This is a genomic window from Alistipes senegalensis JC50, from assembly GCF_025145645.1.
GTDB lineage: Bacteria > Bacteroidota > Bacteroidia > Bacteroidales > Rikenellaceae > Alistipes > Alistipes senegalensis.
On sequence record NZ_CP102252.1, the window covers coordinates 2377386 to 2394486 of the forward strand.

The window sequence follows — 17101 nt, forward strand, 5'->3', positions numbered from 1 at the left end:
CTATACCGATACGCCGAAGTCGCGCAGGGCGTTGTTGAGCGATGTTTTCTTGTCGGTGGACTCCTTGCGCTGTCCGATGATCAGCGCGCAGGTGACGCTGTATTCGCCCGCCGGGAACTGTTTGCGGTAACTGCCCGGGACGACCACCGAGCGGGGCGGCACATAGCCTTTGTAGGTGACGGGCTCGGGTCCCGTAACGTCGATGATGTGCGTCGAGCCGGTGATGACGGTGTTCGAGCCCAGCACGGCTTCGCGGCAGACGTGCGCCCCCTCGACCACGATGCAGCGCGAGCCGATGAAGCAGTTGTCCTCGATGATGACCGGTGCGGCCTGCACGGGTTCCAGCACGCCGCCGATGCCCACGCCTCCCGAGAGGTGGACGTGCTTGCCGATCTGGGCGCACGAACCGACCGTGGCCCACGTGTCCACCATCGTGCCGGTATCGACGTAGGCGCCGATGTTCACGTACGAGGGCATCAGGATCGCCCCCGGGGCGATGTAGGCTCCGTAGCGCGCCACGGCGTGAGGCACGACGCGCACGCCCAGCTCTTCGTAGCCGTGTTTGAGCTCCATCTTGTCGTACCACTCCAGCTCCCCGGCCTTCATCTTGCGCATGGGCTGGATCGGGAAGTAGAGGATCACGGCCTTCTTGACCCATTCGTTGACCTGCCATTCGCTCGCGTCCGGGGCGACGGGCTCCGCCGTGCGGAGCTGCCCCTTGTCCACCAGTTCCACGACCTGCCGCACGGCCTGCTGCACGGCGGGGTCCTGAAGCAGTGCGCGGTCTTCCCACGCCTGCTCGATTATCGTTTTGAGTTCGTTGTACATAGTCCGTTGTTTTTCGCAGGCCGAAGTTACTGAAAATATCGGATAACTCGGCCATCGGGTCTGAAAAATATGAGTCGCCGGCCCGGAAGGGGATTCGGGCTGAACGTAAGCCCCCGCCTGGGGCGGGGATTTGGGGGTGGGTCGGATCTGCGAACGCAGCGAAGCCGCGAATGTATGGCCGTAAACGAAAAAATGCGGGCAATGCACTTACAATGAGTCGGGAAAGTGCGTTGTTTTCTGTTTTTTTCCTAACTTTGTCCCGATCATTACCCAAACGGTTCTATTATGACGAGTTTTTTCTACAAAGCCGCCGTCCTGCTCGGTGCAGCGGCGGTGGCGGCAAGTTGCAGCGACATGAAACAGATCAAACACCTGCCTTACCCCGAAACCGAGCGCGGCGACGTGGTGGACAACTATTTCGGTACCGAGGTTCCCGATCCCTACCGGTGGCTCGAAGACGACAATTCCGAAGCGACGGCCGCCTGGGTCGCCGCCGAGAACGCCGTGACCCAGGACTATCTCTCGCAGATTCCGTTCCGCGGGGCGATCCGCGAGCGGCTGACCGAGTTGTGGAACTATCCCAAGGAGGGGGCTCCCGCGAAGCACGGCGACTGGTGGTACTATACCTATAACGACGGCTTGCAGAACCAGGCGGTGATCTGGCGCACGAAGGAGCCGGGCACCCCGGGCGAGGTGTTCCTCGACCCCAACACGCTCTCCGACGACGGAACGGTGGCGCTGGCCGCCATGTCGTTCTCGAAGGACGGACGCTGGTTCGCCTATTCGGCCGCCGCGTCGGGTTCCGACTGGGTGGAGATCCGCGTGATGGACACCGCCGACAAGTCGCTCGCCGCCGACAGGATCGAGTGGGTGAAGTTCTCGGGCGCCCGGTGGGCTCCCGATTCCAAGGGATTCTATTACAGCGCCTACGACGCGCCGAAAAAGAGCGCCTATTCGTCCAAGAATGAATTCCAGAAAGTTTACTACCACGAACTGGGTACGCCCCAGTCGGCCGACAAACTCGTCTACGAGGACAAGGCGCACCCGCTGCGCTACTTCTCGGCCGTGCCTTCCGACGACGGCAAGTGGCTCTTCATCGTGGGTTCCGAGGGTACGTCGGGGAACGAAATTCTTTATAAGAAAGTCTCGGAACCGAAATTCCGCACGTTGCTCCCGGGCTTCGATGCCGATTACATGCCCGTCGATTGCAAGGACGACGCGCTGTTCTTCGTCACCAACGAGGGCGCCTCGAACTACGCGCTCAAACGCATCGAGCTGAACGCTCCCGCCAAGGTTGCGACGGTGATTCCCGAAGATGGGAAAAACCTGCTCGAAGGGGTCGGCACGGCCGGCGGCTATCTGTTCGCCTACTACTTGCAGGATGCGCAGAACCGGGTCCGTCAGTACGACTACGACGGCAAGCTGGTGCGCACGGTCGAGCTGCCCGCCATCGGTACGGTCGGCGGCTTCGGCGGCGAGAGGGAGGATACGGAGCTCTACTATACGCTGACCAACTACACGTCGCCCGCGACCGTCTACAAATACGACATCGCCTCGGGGGCATCGACGCTCTACAAGGCCCCGGAGGTGAAATTCGATCCCTCGCAGTTCACGACCGAGCAGGTGTTCTACACGTCGAAGGACGGTACCCGGGTCCCGATGTTCATCACCTGCCGCAAGGGGCTGAAACGCGACGGCAAGAATCCCTGCCTGCTCTATGCCTACGGCGGTTTCCAGATCAACATCACCCCCGGATTCACCCCGACGACGATCCTCTTCATCGAGCAGGGCGGCGTCTACTGCGAAGCCAACCTGCGCGGCGGTTCGGAGTACGGCGAGGCGTGGCACAAGGCCGGCATGCTGGAAAACAAGCAGAACGTCTTCGACGACTTCATCGCGGCGGCCGAATACCTCATCGCCGAGAAATACACTTCGTCGGACAAGCTGGCGATCCGCGGCGGTTCGAACGGCGGTCTGCTGGTCGGAGCCTGCGAGGTGCAGCGTCCGGACCTCTACGCCGTCTGCTTCCCGGCCGTCGGCGTGATGGACATGCTGCGCTACCACAAGTTCACCATCGGCTGGGGCTGGGCCGTGGAGTACGGTTCGTCGGACAACGAGGAGCAGTTCTCCTATATTTATAAGTACTCCCCGCTGCACAACATCAAGGAGGGGACGAAATATCCCGCGACGCTGGTGACCACCGCCGACCACGACGACCGCGTCGTGCCGGCCCATTCGTTCAAGTTCGCGGCCGCGATGCAGCACGCCCAGGCGGGCGACGCCCCGATCCTGATCCGCATCGAGTCGAAGGCGGGCCACGGGGCCGGCAAACCCACCTCGAAGCGCATCGACGAAGCGACGGATCAGTACGCATTCCTGTTCCAGAACATCGGAGTGCCCTATAAGGTAATTAAGAATTAAGAATTAAAAATTGGTTTTTCATTTCGGGACATCCGGTTGTAAATCCAGTCGAAATCCCGGTTGCGTTGCGACAAGCCCCTCCCACGGGAGGGGTTTGGGGTGGGGGAGATTTGTAAACGCGGCCGATGGCCGCGAGAGTACGGCAGTAGATAGCGGTAAGACAGTAAGGTAAGGTTAGTTAGGTTAAAACGAGAGATAACATGAAGGTCTATAAATTCGGAGGCGCGTCGGTGCGGAATGCCGACGGCGTGAGAAACCTGCGCAAGATCATCGACGACGAACAGAACCTGTTCATCATCGTTTCGGCGATGGGCAAGACGACCAATGCGCTGGAAAAGGTGTTCGAGGGGGTTCAGAAAGGGGACCGGCAGCTTTCGCTGGACAACGTCGAGGCGCTGCGCAAATACCATGCGGAGATCATCGACGACCTGTGGCGCGGTCCCAAACGCCTGCCGGCGGTCGATGCGCTGTTCGACGAGCTGGAAAAAATAGCCGTGGAGACCGACTATAAACCGGCCGACGCCGAGTTGTGGTACGACACGATCGTGGCCTACGGCGAGCTGGTTTCGACGACGATCATCTCCGAATACCTCAACTACGCCGGGGTTCCCAACCGCTGGATCGACATGCGCCGCTGCTTCCTCACCGAACAGCGTCACAAGGATGCCGGGGTGAACCTCGAAGCCTCGACGGAACTGTTGAAAAACGCGCTGGGCAAGTGTGACGAGAATATCTTCATCGGACAGGGATTCATCGGCGGGGCTCCCGACGGCACGACCACCACGCTGGGGCGCGAGGGCTCGGACTATTCGGCGGCCGTGGTGGCCAACATCCTCGACGCCGAGTCGATGTCGGTGTGGAAGGACGTGGACGGCGTGATGAACGCCGATCCGAAAGCGTTCCCCGATGCCGTGCAGATCACCGAACTGAACTACCTCGACACCATCGAGCTGGCTTACAGCGGAGCGCAGATCATCCACCCCAAGACGATCAAACCCCTTCAGAACAAGAACATTCCACTCTATGTGCGTCCTTTCGGCGACAAGCGCAAGCCCGGTACGGTCATCCGCGGCATGTCGGCCCCGGTCGATGTGCCCATCCTGATCCTCAAGAAGGACCAGGTGCTGCTGACGATCCGTTCGCGCGACTTTTCGTTCGTGCTGGAGGAGAAGTTCGCCACGATCTTCTCGCTGCTGGAGCGGTTCCGCATCAAGACCAACCTGATCCACAACTCGGCCGTGAACCTGAGTCTGTGCGTCGATAATTCGTGGCACATCGACGAGGCGGTCGAGGCGCTGCGCGAGGCGGGCTTCGACGTGATGAAGGCCGAGAATATGGAGTTGCTGACCGTGCGCGGCTATACCGACGAGCTGTGGCGCAGATACGCCCGCGGTCCGCAGGTCTTCGTGCGGCAGGCGACGCAGTCCACCGTGCGCGTGGTACGGAAAAAGGAGTGTTAGAAAAACACTCCTTTTTTTACTCCTGCCCCTGCCGGAGGCGGTGGATGATGCCGATCATCGACGTTTCCCGGATCTCGCCGTTGCGCTTCATGCTCCAGATCGTGCGGGCGATATAGCGTTCGATGTCGCGCTCCAGACGTTTGTAGAGCGCGCATTTGGTGTAATTCTCGTTGTCCAGGAGCACGTCGCGGATCGAGCGCAGCGAATTGGTGTAGTTCGCCATCTCGTTCTTGAGCGCCACGCCCTGCTTCTTCGATGCGGTGATCTTGGCGATCGACATCGCCCGCAGCTTCTCGCACACGGTGTTCAGGGCGATCATCACCACGTTGTCCATCAGCGTATGGCCGTGCATGAACAGATAGGCGTTCTCGGGTTTCAGTCCGCGTTCCTTGAGCTGTTCCTCGAATTCCTTCATCGGTTCGATCATCCGCGGATTGCGCCGGCGGAGCAGCTCCTCGCGCTTCGTGACGTTGCGCCGGAGCCATTCGAGGGTCTTTTCGCCGTTGTTCTCGATGTCGAGGTAGCCGATGCGCACCGACTGCTTGAAGTCGATCAGCGGAAAGACGTTCTCCGTGGCCAGCTGCGCCGAGTAGGCGTACCAGACGAACAGCGGGTAGATCGTGCACGAGTATTCGCGCATGAATTTCACGAAGTCGAAGATGCGTGTGTCGTTCTTGGTGGCCTTCACGCAGACGTTGTGCAGCGAGGGGGCGTAGCAGAGGTAGTTCTCGGTGGCGTAGGCGTAGGTGTGGAACATGAACCGGCTGCCGTTGACCTCCTTCGACTGGGGCGTGCGGTCGGCGAAGAGGTAGTCGAAATCGGAATCGACGCAGAGGATCGTCTCCTCCGACGAACGGGGGATCATCCCCATCAGCACCTTTTTGCCTTTGGGCAGGTCGCCGCGGTCGGGCACCGAGATTTCGAACCGCAGGTAGGGATTCTGGAAATGGTCGAAAATCCCGCGCCAGAATGCCACGTCCTCGTAGCCTTCGACATAGACCTTCACCAGCCGCTGGTCCGGATTGGCGGGCAGGGGCTCGGGCAGCCGTTCGGGCGTCATCGGCTGCGAGAAGGGGTTGAGCCGGCGCAGTTTTTCGCGGAACTTTTTTGCCATACGCATATAAAAATAATACAGACCCGCTGCGGAAGCGAATTTGCGCACGGTCCGGCGGAGCTTTTCGACAAATTAACGGGTCGTTGCGACACCAAAGATAAATATTTTGCTAATTTTGCGCAATAAATTACGTCCCTTTCGGCGTTCATTTGCAACCATTCGAACAATTATGGCGGACAACGACTGGAAAGCGCGGCTCGGGATGGTCTATTCGACCGATCCCGGCTTCAAATACGAAACGGCCGAAGAGCCCGAGGCGGAGACCCTGCCCCCGGCGCGGCAGGACCTGCGGGTGTGGCTCGACCGCAAGCAGCGGGCCGGCAAGGTCGTGACCCTCGTCAGGGGCTTCGTGGGCCGCGACGGGGATTTGCAGGAGCTGGCGCGCCTGTTGAAGACCCGCTGCGGCGTCGGAGGTGCCGCCAAGGAGGGCGAAATCATCATTCAGGGCGACCACCGCGACCGCGTGGTCGAGATTCTCACCCGCAGCGGCTACCGCTGCAAAAAAGCCGGCAGCTGACGTGCGCCGGCTGCTGTTCCTGCTCGCGGCGCTCGTCGCCGTCTGCGGTGCCGAGCGCGCCGCCGCCCAGTATTACACGTGGGGTTCGGACCCTCCGATGAAGTGGTCTGCGATCCGCACGCCCGACGTGCGGATGATCTATCCCGACACCGTGTCGGCCGTCGCCCGGCGCACGCTGTTCTACATCCGCACCGTGCAGCCCGACATCGCCTACGGCTTCCGCCACGGTCCGATGCGCATCCCCTTCGTCATGCACCCCGAGAATTTCCAGTCGAACGGGCTGGTGATGTATCTTCCCAAGCGTGTGGAGTTCCTCACCTCGCCGGCCGTCGAGGGCTACTCGATGCCGTGGTACAAACAGCTCGTGGCCCACGAATACCGCCATGCCGTGCAGTACAACAACCTCGACCGGGGCGTCATCCGCGCCCTGAGCTACGTGCTGGGGCAGCAGGGTTCGACCATCGGCCTGCTGTGCATGCCGATCTGGGCTATGGAGGGCGACGCCGTGATGTCCGAGACGATGATGTCGTCGTTCGGACGGGGGTTGCAGCCCTCGTTCTCGATGGCCTACCGCGCGATGGGCAGCGTCGGCCGCGACCGGCGCAACATCGACCGCTGGTTCTGCGGCTCCTACCGCGACTACATTCCCGACCACTACGAACTGGGATACCAGATATGTTCCTATGCCTGGGAGCGTTACGGTGAAAATGTCTGGGACAAGGTCGCGTGGTACGGTTCGCGCAACCCCTACGTGCTGGCCACCACGCGCGTCGCCCTGGGCAAGTTCTACAAGACCAACGTGCAGAAGCTCTTCCGCGAGACCTTCGACGAACTGGAACGCTATTGGGATTCGCTGCCCGCCGCCGAGGACAGCGCCGCAACCCTGACCCGACTGCCCGAAAAGAACCACACCACCTACCAATGGCCCCTGCCGCTGGGCGATACGGCCGTGCTGGCGCTCAAAACCGACCTCGACCGTGTGTCGCGCTTCGTCGAGATCGACCGCCGCACGGGCCGCGAACGCCTCGTCTGCTACACGGGGCAGGTCTCGACCCGCCCTTCGCTGTGCGGGGGACGGGTGTGGTGGACCGAATACCGCCGCTCGAAACTCTTCGAACAGCGCGTCAATTCGCAGCTTTGTTATATGGAGCTCTCCGACGGCGTGCCCCGCTCGGTCGCCGGACGCCGCAGGGCGCTCTTCCCGGTGGAGACGCCCGACGAACTGGGGTGGGTCGAGTACGATCCCGACGGCCGCTATACGGTCGTCGTGCGGCGCGGGTCGGAACCCGAACGGCGCCTGGCGACGCCGGGCCGGACCGAGGTGCACGGGCTGGCGTGGGACGACCGGACGGCGGCGTGGTACGTCCTCGTCACCGATGACAGCGGCATGTGGATCGGCCGCATCGACAGCGAAGGGGTGCATCCGATCACCGAGGGGGCCTACATCACCCTTTCGAATCTCCGGGCCGGCGGCGGCAAACTCTACTACGGCTCGATCGCCTCGGGCAAGGACGAGGCCCATTGCTACGACCTGACGGACGGCCGCGAATACCGCATCACGACCTCGGCCTACGGCTCTTTCTCTCCGGCTCCTGCCGGCGGCCGCGTGCTGCTGACGACCTACGACCGCCGCGGCTACCGCGTCACGGAGCAGGCCGCGGACAGCGCGCTGATCCCCGTCGCGCCGTCGCGTCTGCCGGTCAACCTCGTCAATCCGCCGCGCAGGCGCTGGGACGTGGTGAACCTTGATACGGTGCGTTTCGATGCGGCCGACTCCCGGATGCAGCGCGATTCGTTCCGCACGAAGCGTTACCGCAAGGTGCCCAACCTGATCAATGTCCACAGCTGGATGCCGCTGGCGTTCAATCCGTTCGCCGCGGTGGACGAACACGTCATCGACCTCAATCTGGGCTTCACGCTTCTGTCGCAGAACCTCCTGTCGAACACCGAGGCTTACGCCTCCTACGGCTGGAACCGCAGCGAAGGTTCGCTGGTGAACCTCGGGGTGCGCTATTTCGGGCTGGGCGTGCGCTTCGACCTCGACGCCTCCTACGGCGGCAACCAGCTCTTCTACTCGCTCGGACAGTATAACCGGCAGACCGGAAAATACGAATATCAGTCGCGCCCCGCGCCCGACAAATACTACTCCGTGGGGCTGTCGGCCACGCTGCCGCTCTATTTCCAGCAGGGCTACCATACGCGCCAGCTCTCCGTCTCGACGGGCTGGAACTACTCCAACGGCATGGTCGCCAATATGCGGGAGATCGAATGGGGCCAGGGAGGGCTGATCTCCAACATCCAGCACATCGGATTCCGCAAGGGGCTGCACAAACTCTCGTTCGGCGTGGGTTTCTCGGACCAGGTGCGCATGTCCCACCGCGATTTCGCTCCCCGCTGGGGCTACACCCTCAGCACGAACTACACGTTCAATCCGGCGAACTCCCATTTCAGCGACCTGATTTCGTTCTACGGACAGGCTTACCTGCCGGGATTCATGCGCCACAATTCGGTGAAAGTCGCCGCGACCTATCAGACCTCGCTCGGAGGGTACAAATACCCCTCGGGCTACTCGCCGCTCAGCTACCGTTCGACGCGCCTCATTCCCCGCGGATTCACCTCGGCGGACATTCTGTCGAACAACTACACGGCCGTGTCGTTCGATTACCAGTTGCCGGTGTGGTGCCCCGAGGGCGGTATCGGGTCGGTGATTTACATCAAGCGCATCCGGCTCAACGCCGGCGGCGACTACGCGCAGTTCCGCGACGCGGGACACGATGTCTGGCGGCGCATCTGGTCCGCGGGCGGCGATCTCGTCGTCGATTTCAACGCCTTCCGCCAGCCTGCGTCGGCCACCTCGACCTTCAAACTGTCGTGCTACAAGCCTTCGAACGGCTCCGTGTGGTTCGCGGCGTCGGTGGGGCTACCGTTTTAAGGAATATTTCGTATCTTTACCGCAAATTTTGGTCGTATGACACAGCGTAAAAAGACGGGCGTGAGTCCGAAAATGATAAAATGGATCTGGTGCGTGGCGCTCGCACCCTTTGCGTTCGTGGGCGTGCTGCTGCTGCTGACGGCGCTCGGCGTCTTCGGGCGCATGCCCTCGTTCGAGGAGCTGGAGAACCCCCGCAGCAACCTCGCCACGGAGATCTATTCCGAGGACGGCAAGGTCATCGGCACCTTCTTCGTGCAGAACCGCTCCTACGTGCAGTACGCGGACCTCTTTCCGTCGGATTCGACGCTCCGCATCCGGCTCGACGGATACGAGGTGCCGCCGATCGTCGCGGCGCTCATCTCGACCGAGGACATCCGCTTCCGCGGCCATTCGGGCATCGACATCCCCTCGCTGGCGCGTGTGGCGGTGAAGACGCTGCTGATGCAGAACACCTCGCAGGGCGGCGGCTCGACCATCACCCAGCAGCTGGCCAAGAACCTCTTCCCGCGCGATACGGCCCGCAACCGCGGCGCCGTCGTCCGCAAGGCCAAGCTCGTGACGGCGAAGCTGAAAGAGTGGATCACGGCCCTCAAACTCGAATACAACTATACCAAAGAGGAGATCGCCGCGATGTACCTCAATACGGTGGAATTCGGCTCGAACGCCTACGGCATCAAGTCGGCGGCCCACACGTTCTTCAACAAGGAGCCCGACGAGCTGAACGTGCAGGAGGCGGCCGTGCTGGTGGGCGTGGTGAACGCCCCGACGCGCTACTCCCCGGTGCGCAATCCGGACAACGCCCTCGCGCGCCGCAACCTCGTGCTTTCGCGCATGGAGGAGGCCGGGGCGCTGACGCGCAGGCAGCGCGACTCGATCGCGGCGCTGCCCATCGTGCTGAACTACCGGCCCGTGTCGCATAACGAGGGCTCGGCGACCTATTTCCGCGAGATGCTGCGTCTGGTGATGAACGCCGAGCGGCCCAAGCGCAGCCAGTTCTACAACGAATGGGACTACGACCAGGCGGTGAAGGAGTACGACGAGAATCCGCTCTACGGCTGGTGCCTCAAAAACCGCAAGGCCGACGGCACGCCCTACAACATCTACCGCGACGGACTGAAAATCTACACCACGATCAACTCCGTGATGCAGTCCTATGCCGAGCAGGCCGTGCAGCGGCAGATGGAGAAGGAGATCCAGCCCAAGATGGACGCGCAGTACCGCAGCACCAAGACGCTTTTCATCGGCGCCGACCGCGAGGAGCGCGAGCGCATCATGCGCCACGCCGTCCGCTATTCGGACCGCTACCGCGAGATGAAGAACGCCGGGGCGAGCGAGAAGCAGATACAGGCCGCATTCGACAAACCCTGCGACATGAAGGTCTTCACCTACAAGGGCGAACGCGACACGCTGATGACCCCGCGCGACTCGATTCTCCACCACAAGCGGATCATGCGCGCTGCGATGGTGGCGCTCGATCCCCGCACAGGTTTTGTAAAAGCCTATGTCGGAGGCCCCAATTTCCGTTATTTCAAGTATGACATGGCCCGGCAGGGCAAGCGGCAGATCGGTTCGACGATCAAGCCCTTCGTCTATACCTTCGCCATCGACCATCTGGGTATGACCCCCTGCACGATGGTCCCGAACCTGCCGACGACCATCGAGACGGCCAACGGCACGGCGTGGTCGCCCAAGGAGGCCGGCAACGTCGAGTACGACGGCGTGCTGCATCCCCTGAGCTGGGGCCTGGCACGCAGCCGCAACAACTATTCGGCGTGGATCATGAAGCAGGCCAAGCAGCCGGCGGCCGTGGCCGACTTCATCCATAACATGGGTATCCGCAGTTACATCGATCCGGTGCCGGCGCTGGCCCTCGGCTCCTCGGAGTCGAATGTCTACGAGTTGGTGAGCGCCTTCTCGACCTTCGCCAACCAGGGCGTGCACACCGATGCGATCTTCGTGACCCGCATCGAGGACCGGCAGGGCAACCTGATCGCTTCGTTCATCCCCCAGTCGCAGGACGCCATCAGCGAACGCACGGCCTACACGATGCTCACGATGTTGCAGGGCGTGGTCAATGCGGGAACGGCCGGGCGTCTGAAGTGGCAGTTCGGATTCAACGACGTGGAGATCGGCGGCAAGACCGGAACATCGAACCAGAACCGCGACGCATGGTTCATGTGCGTGGCTCCGAAGCTCGTGGCAGGGGCCTGGGTCGGCGGCGAGGACCAGTCGGTGCACTTCGTCCGCGGCGGCGAGGGCAGCGTGATGGCCCTGCCGATCGTCGGCGATTTCATGAAGCGGGTCTACGACGACGGACGCTTCGGCATCGGCCGCGGGGATCAGTTCCTGCGTCCGGCGATGATGCCCCGCTACGACTGCGACGAAGAGGTCGATCCCGGGAAGCCCGATACCTCCGACGAGGACGACTTCTTTAATTGATGATTACGGCCGGCCATTGTGCCGGTCGATTTTTTTTGCATTTCGTACTGATTTCGTTATATTTGTCCCCGGAGCTTCCGTGTACGGTCCGTCCGAGCGGGAACGATGATCACTTTTTAATTTTAATCAGGATGAAAATTGCTATTGTGGGCGTCAGCGGTGCTGTGGGCCAGGAATTTCTGCGAATTTTGGAGGAACGGGCGCTTCCGATCGACGAACTCGTGCTGTTCGGGTCCCAGCGCAGTGCGGGACGCAAATACAAGTTTCGCGGAAAGGAGATCGAGGTCAAACTGCTGCAACACAACGACGATTTCAAGGGGATCGACTTCGCCCTGACCTCGGCCGGGGCCGGAACGTCGAAGGAGTTCGCCGATACGATCACCAAACACGGTACGGTCATGATCGACAATTCGAGCGCCTTCCGCATGGATGACGACGTGCCCCTCGTGGTGCCGGAGGTCAATCCCGAGGATGCGAAGAATGCGCCCCGCCGCATCATCGCCAACCCCAACTGCACGACGATCCAGATGGTCGTGGCGCTGAACGCCGTCGAGAAGCTCTCGCACATCACCCGCGTGCATGTCTCGACCTACCAGTCGGCCAGCGGCGCCGGAGCCGCCGCCATGACGGAGCTGGAGACGCAGTATGCCGAGCTCGGCGCGGGCAAGGAGCCCACGGTGGCGAAATTCGCTTTCCAGCTGGCCTATAACGTGATTCCGCATATCGACGTGTTCACCGACAACGACTACACGAAGGAGGAGATGAAGATGTTCCACGAGACGCGCAAGATCATGCACTCGGACATCCGCGTGTCGGCGACCTGCGTGCGCGTTCCGGTGATGCGCGCCCATTCGGAGAGCGTGTGGCTCGAGACCGAACGCCCCGTGTCGGTGGAGGAGGTCCGCGCGGCCTTCGCCAAGGAGCCGGGCGTAGTGCTGATGGACGACCCGGCCGGCAAGGTCTACCCGATGCCGCTCTTCATCGCCGGCAACGACCCTGTCTACGTGGGCCGTATCCGCAAGGACCTGACCTGCGAGAACGGACTGACGTTCTGGTGCGTGAGCGACCAGATCCGGAAGGGTGCGGCGCTCAACGCCGTGCAGATCCTCGAAACGCTGATCTGACTCTCCGGCGGCGGTCTCCGCCGTCGGATCTGATAACGGCCCGATGCCATGAAAAAATTGCTTTCCGCCCTTTATGCGATGCCCGGACCCGTATGGCTGTTCGGCGCTTACGGCGTTTCCCGGATGTGGTCGTGGCTGCTCGCATGGGCCGCTTCCGGCTCCCTGCCGACGACGTGGACGGCTGCCGTCACGCTCTTTGCCTCCCTGCTGCCCTTGACGCTGCTGTGGCTGCTGCTGCGACGGAGTCCTTATGCCGTGCAGCAGGTCAGCCTGTATGCGGGATTGAAAAGTGCGGCGCATTTCGCGGCCCTGTTCCTGTATCGTCCGGTTTTCGGCGACCTCCCGGGTGCCTTTTCGGTGCCCGCGAGCGCGCTGCTGACTAACGCGGTGATGTGCGCCTTGTGGTTCGGAGTGCTGCGTTACTTCGAACGTTCGGAGGACATCGCCCGGCTGTTTCCTGCGGAGGAGCGGCGGCGGACGTGGTGGCCTGCGGTGCCGATGGCCGTCCTGATTCTGACCTGCATGTAGACGGCTTGCATAGAACGAACCCCGGAGTGCGAACTCCGGGGTTTTTGTGTCGTCTGTCCGGCCGGCATGCGTGCGAAATGTGCGATAATTGCGACCTTTCGGAATAAATTTCTTGAATTATGACTACTTCCGTAAAGGTGAAATTCCGCACATCGCGTGTCCCGGGCAAGGCCGGGAGCATCTATTATCAGGTGACGCACGACCGTCAGGTCCGCCGCATCGCCACCCGCATCCGCATTCTCCCCGCATGGTGGGACGCCGCTGCCGGGCACGTCCTGCCGCTTCCCGGCGAGGCGTCGGTGATCCGGCTCCGCATCGACGGCGACGTGGCCCTGCTGCTGCGTATCGTCCGCGACCTGACGCTCGAAAGGCGTCCGTACACGGCGGACGAGATCGTCGCGCGTTTCCGCACCCCGCACCGGGATGTCTCTGTACTGGCATTCCTGCGGGGGCAGATCGCCCGGCTGACTTCGGAAGGGCGGCTGGGGACGGCGCGCAACTACGCGCGCACGCTCAACAGCTTTTCGGCTTTTCTCGGCGGCACGGACCTTCCCTTCGCCGCCTTTACCGAGCCGCTGGTCGAGGAGTACAACGCCTATCTCGTCCGGCGCGGCGTCGTGCGCAACACCGTGTCGTTCTACATGCGCATTCTCCGCGCCGTCTACAACCGGGCGGTCCGGCAGCGCCTTACAGAGCAGAGTTTTCCGTTCAGCGGCGTCTACACGGGCATCGACCACACCCGCAAGCGGGCCGTCGAGGAGCGGCTCATCGGCCGGCTCCGGAACCTCGACCTGAGCGGATCGGACGCCCTGGCGCTGGCCCGCGACCTCTTTATTTTCAGCTACTGCACGCGCGGGATGTCGTTTGTCGATATGGCCTTCCTGCGGAAGCGCGACCTCTCGGGCGGGGAGATCAATTACGTGCGGCGCAAGACGGGGCAGCTGATGACCGTGCATTTGGAGACGTGCATGCGGGAGATCGTCCGGCGGTACGAGTGGCGCACCCGGAATACGCCTTACGTCTTTCCGCTGCTGACCGCCGAGGAGCCCGGCAGGGCCTATTCGCAGTATCAGATAGCGCTGAACTATTACAACCGCCAGCTGAAGCGGCTCTCGCAGCTCCTCGGGCTCGAAGAGGGGCTTTCGTCCTACGCGTCGCGCCACAGCTGGGCGACGGCGGCGCGCAACCACCGGGTGCCCATCACGGTCATCAGCGCGGGCATGGGACACACCTCCGAGCGCACGACCCGGATCTATCTCTCTTCGCTGGAGAGCTCGGTGATCGACTGTGCCAACCGGAAGATCCTGTCGGCGCTGACCCGGATATGACGCAGCGGGCCGGACCCTTTCGGAGTCCGGCCCGTCGGCTGTCATTTCACCTCCCAGTCGTCGGTGCGGAACGAGGAGGCGGGGATGCCCGAACTGTTGAACAGCGTAGCTTCGGCGTAGTTGCGGAAGGCGTAGCGCACGGCCACGGGCTCCGCAACGGCGTCGCACGTGACGATCAGGCGTCCTTTGCCCTTTTCGATCCGGGCCGTGGCGGGGTGGAACACCCGGTCGGCGCCGGCGACCTCGAAGCCCGTGAGCGTGTCGCCCAGCGGGGCGAGGCCCTCGCGGCCCGTGCGGAAGGTCAGATAGGCTTTGCCGTCGGCAACCTCCATCTTTTCATAAACCGGCGTGTCGGCGTCGATGCCCTTCATGCCGTAGGTTTTCGTCAGCGCCAGCCATGCCAGGCGTGTGCCGACCTCCTCTTTCCGGGCGGGGTGGATGCAGTTCTCGTCGCCGATGTCCATCGTCACGGCCATGCCGCTCGACGGAATGTCGCCGAGGTTGCGCAGCTGGGCTTCGCGCAGCAGGACCGAACCCGCCGCTTCGTTGGAATTCTCATAGCGGTAGGGCGCGATCTGCACGTAGTAGAACGGCAGTTCGCCCTGCGCCCAGCGTTCGCGGAGCATCTTCACGAAGGCCGGCATCAGCGCCCGGTACTGGCCGGGCCGCAGCCGGTTCGATTCGCCCTGGTACCAGAGGAAGCCCTTGACGGTGAAGGGCACGAGCGGTGCGATCATGGCGTTGTAGAGTCCGCAGGGCTTGTTCTGAGGACGGTCGATCTTCCCGTCGCCGTCGAGGAACGAGAGGTCGAACTCCTTGAAGCCGCCCATCGTCTCGCGGTCCATCCATGCCTCGACGGGCGTGCCGCCCCAGCAGGTGACGATGACACCCACGGGAACGTCCAGCACCTCTTGCAGGTAGCGGGCGAAGTAGTAGGCCGTGGCGCTCGTCGCGGCGACGGCCTCGGAGGTGTGCTTCTGCCATTGCGCCGTGCACTCCTCCTGCGGGGTGCGTGCCGTGGCGCGGTTCACGGTGCAGAGGCGGATCGGCGTCGCGGCCTTGGCCCGTACGATCGCGTCTGCCGAGCCTTCGACGGGCTGGTTGAAGAAGCCGCGCACGGGCATCTCCATGTTTGACTGCCCGGAGCAGAGCCACACCTCGCCGATCAGTACGTCACGGAGCGTCAGCGTCTCGCCGTCGCTCAGCTCGATCGTGTAGGGGCCTCCGGCCTCCGGGGTGGGCACGGCGGCCTGCCAGCGGCCGTCGCGGCTGGCGGTGGCCGTCACGGGCTTCGCGCTCCACGAGGGGCGGATGGTGACTTTCTTTCCGGGAGCGGCTTTGCCCCAGAACTGCGCTTCGGACTGCTGCTGGAGCACCATGTTGTCGCCGAAGATGCCGGGCAGGACGACTTTCGCCTGCATCGTGAGGGCCGTGCCGAGCGCGGCCAGTGTGAGAAGGATTCGTTTCATGGTTCGTTATCGGATTTAATCGGATTCGACAGAACGGTCGCAGACCTCAAAATTACGAAAAATATTCGAAAAACCTCGATCGGGCATTTTATTTGTTGGAATGCCGTTCGACGCGCAGCCCGGCGGGGGTGTCCCTGGTGGGCGGATAACGTAAAAAACGACCTTTTATGACGACATTCATCACCTTATTTATAATTCCTCTGATTATGGCAACCGATACCGCAACCGAACCGCGTTTCACGCCGCAGGAACTGCCCTACGCATACGATGCGCTCGAGCCGGCGATCTCCGGCGAGACGATGCGCTACCACCACGACAAGCACTATGCGGGCTATGTCGCCAAGCTCAACGAGCTGATTCTCGACACGCCCTTTGCCGGACAGCCGCTCGAAGACATCGTACTCTCGTCCGACGGTGCGATCTTCAACAACGCCGCGCAGGCTTGGAACCACGAATTTTTCTTCGGACAACTCTCCCCGCATCCGCAGAAAGCGCCCTCGAACGAACTTTCGGAGGCCATCGACCGCGATTTCGGTTCGTTCGACGGGCTGAAAACACGGATGGCGCAGGCTGCCGCCGGGCTGTTCGGATCGGGCTGGGTGTGGCTGGCCGAGAACGGGTCGGGCGAGTTGGTGGTCGTCGGCGAACAGAACGCCGGCAATCCGATGTGCCGGGGCATGAAGCCGCTGCTGGCGATCGACGTTTGGGAGCACGCCTACTACATCGACTACCGCAACCGCCGCGCCGACGCCGTGGGCGCGCTGTGGAACGTCATCGACTGGCGTGTCGTGGAGGACCGCTACGCGAAGGAATAGCCTTCCGGACCGTCGTGTGAGAATGCCGCTTTCCCGTTTCGGAAGGCGGCTTTCGTTGTTCGAAATGGCGATTATGTAATCAAAATTCGTCTTTTTGCGTCTTTTTCCGTCCGCAGAGTCTTTTTT

Annotated in this window: 12 protein-coding genes; 9 read left to right on the plus strand and 3 right to left on the minus strand. The window is 62.3% G+C overall.

All coding sequences use genetic code 11. From position 1 onward, the window contains the following. Positions 1-828: a 2,3,4,5-tetrahydropyridine-2,6-dicarboxylate N-succinyltransferase gene (locus tag NQ519_RS09270; RefSeq protein ID WP_019151427.1), complete on the minus strand. Its 828-nt coding sequence runs from the start codon at positions 826-828 to the stop codon at positions 1-3. Between the two features lie 285 nt (positions 829-1113). On the opposite strand from NQ519_RS09270, the gene NQ519_RS09275 reads away from it, so the two are divergent. Continuing rightward, positions 1114-3249: a prolyl oligopeptidase family serine peptidase gene (locus tag NQ519_RS09275; protein WP_019151426.1), complete on the plus strand. Its 2136-nt coding sequence runs from the start codon at positions 1114-1116 to the stop codon at positions 3247-3249. Positions 3250-3449: 200 nt separating this feature from the next. Further along, positions 3450-4709 (plus strand): aspartate kinase, encoded by a 1260-nt coding sequence (locus NQ519_RS09280; protein WP_019151425.1) that lies wholly within the window; start codon positions 3450-3452, stop codon positions 4707-4709. 16 nt (positions 4710-4725) lie between these two features. Here the strand turns inward: NQ519_RS09280 and NQ519_RS09285 are convergent, their stop codons facing one another. Then, positions 4726-5823, minus strand: a complete 1098-nt coding sequence (locus NQ519_RS09285) for a DUF4435 domain-containing protein (RefSeq protein ID WP_026076673.1) — start codon at positions 5821-5823, stop codon at positions 4726-4728. Positions 5824-5992: 169 nt separating this feature from the next. Here NQ519_RS09285 and NQ519_RS09290 point away from each other — a divergent pair, with 169 nt between their 5' ends. The 6 genes from NQ519_RS09290 (at position 5993) to NQ519_RS09315 (ending at position 14691) form a co-directional block, all read left to right on the plus strand. Continuing rightward, the gene (locus tag NQ519_RS09290) at positions 5993-6340 is read left to right on the plus strand and encodes a translation initiation factor (protein WP_019151423.1); all 348 of its coding nucleotides are present in this window, start codon (positions 5993-5995) and stop codon (positions 6338-6340) included. Position 6341: 1 nt separating this feature from the next. Continuing rightward, complete coding sequence (locus NQ519_RS09295) at positions 6342-9272, plus strand: hypothetical protein (protein ID WP_019151422.1); 2931 nt, start codon at positions 6342-6344, stop codon at positions 9270-9272. A gap of 36 nt (positions 9273-9308) precedes the next feature. Beyond that, positions 9309-11711: a transglycosylase domain-containing protein gene (locus tag NQ519_RS09300; RefSeq protein ID WP_019151421.1), complete on the plus strand. Its 2403-nt coding sequence runs from the start codon at positions 9309-9311 to the stop codon at positions 11709-11711. Between the two features lie 131 nt (positions 11712-11842). Beyond that, the gene (locus tag NQ519_RS09305; RefSeq protein WP_019151420.1) at positions 11843-12835 is read left to right on the plus strand and encodes an aspartate-semialdehyde dehydrogenase; all 993 of its coding nucleotides are present in this window, start codon (positions 11843-11845) and stop codon (positions 12833-12835) included. Positions 12836-12883: 48 nt separating this feature from the next. Further along, a complete protein-coding gene (locus NQ519_RS09310) occupies positions 12884-13363 on the plus strand; it encodes a hypothetical protein (protein ID WP_019151419.1) in 480 nt (159 codons plus the stop codon). A gap of 119 nt (positions 13364-13482) precedes the next feature. Continuing rightward, positions 13483-14691, plus strand: a complete 1209-nt coding sequence (locus NQ519_RS09315; protein WP_019151418.1) for a site-specific integrase — start codon at positions 13483-13485, stop codon at positions 14689-14691. Positions 14692-14732: 41 nt separating this feature from the next. Here the strand turns inward: NQ519_RS09315 and NQ519_RS09320 are convergent, their stop codons facing one another. After that, entirely contained in the window at positions 14733-16160 is a 1428-nt protein-coding gene (locus tag NQ519_RS09320; RefSeq protein ID WP_019151417.1) for a sialate O-acetylesterase, read from the minus strand. Between the two features lie 206 nt (positions 16161-16366). Here NQ519_RS09320 and NQ519_RS09325 point away from each other — a divergent pair, with 206 nt between their 5' ends. Continuing rightward, positions 16367-16975, plus strand: coding sequence for a superoxide dismutase (locus NQ519_RS09325; protein WP_019151416.1), 609 nt, complete (start codon positions 16367-16369; stop codon positions 16973-16975). Positions 16976-17101: the final 126 nt, after the last annotated feature.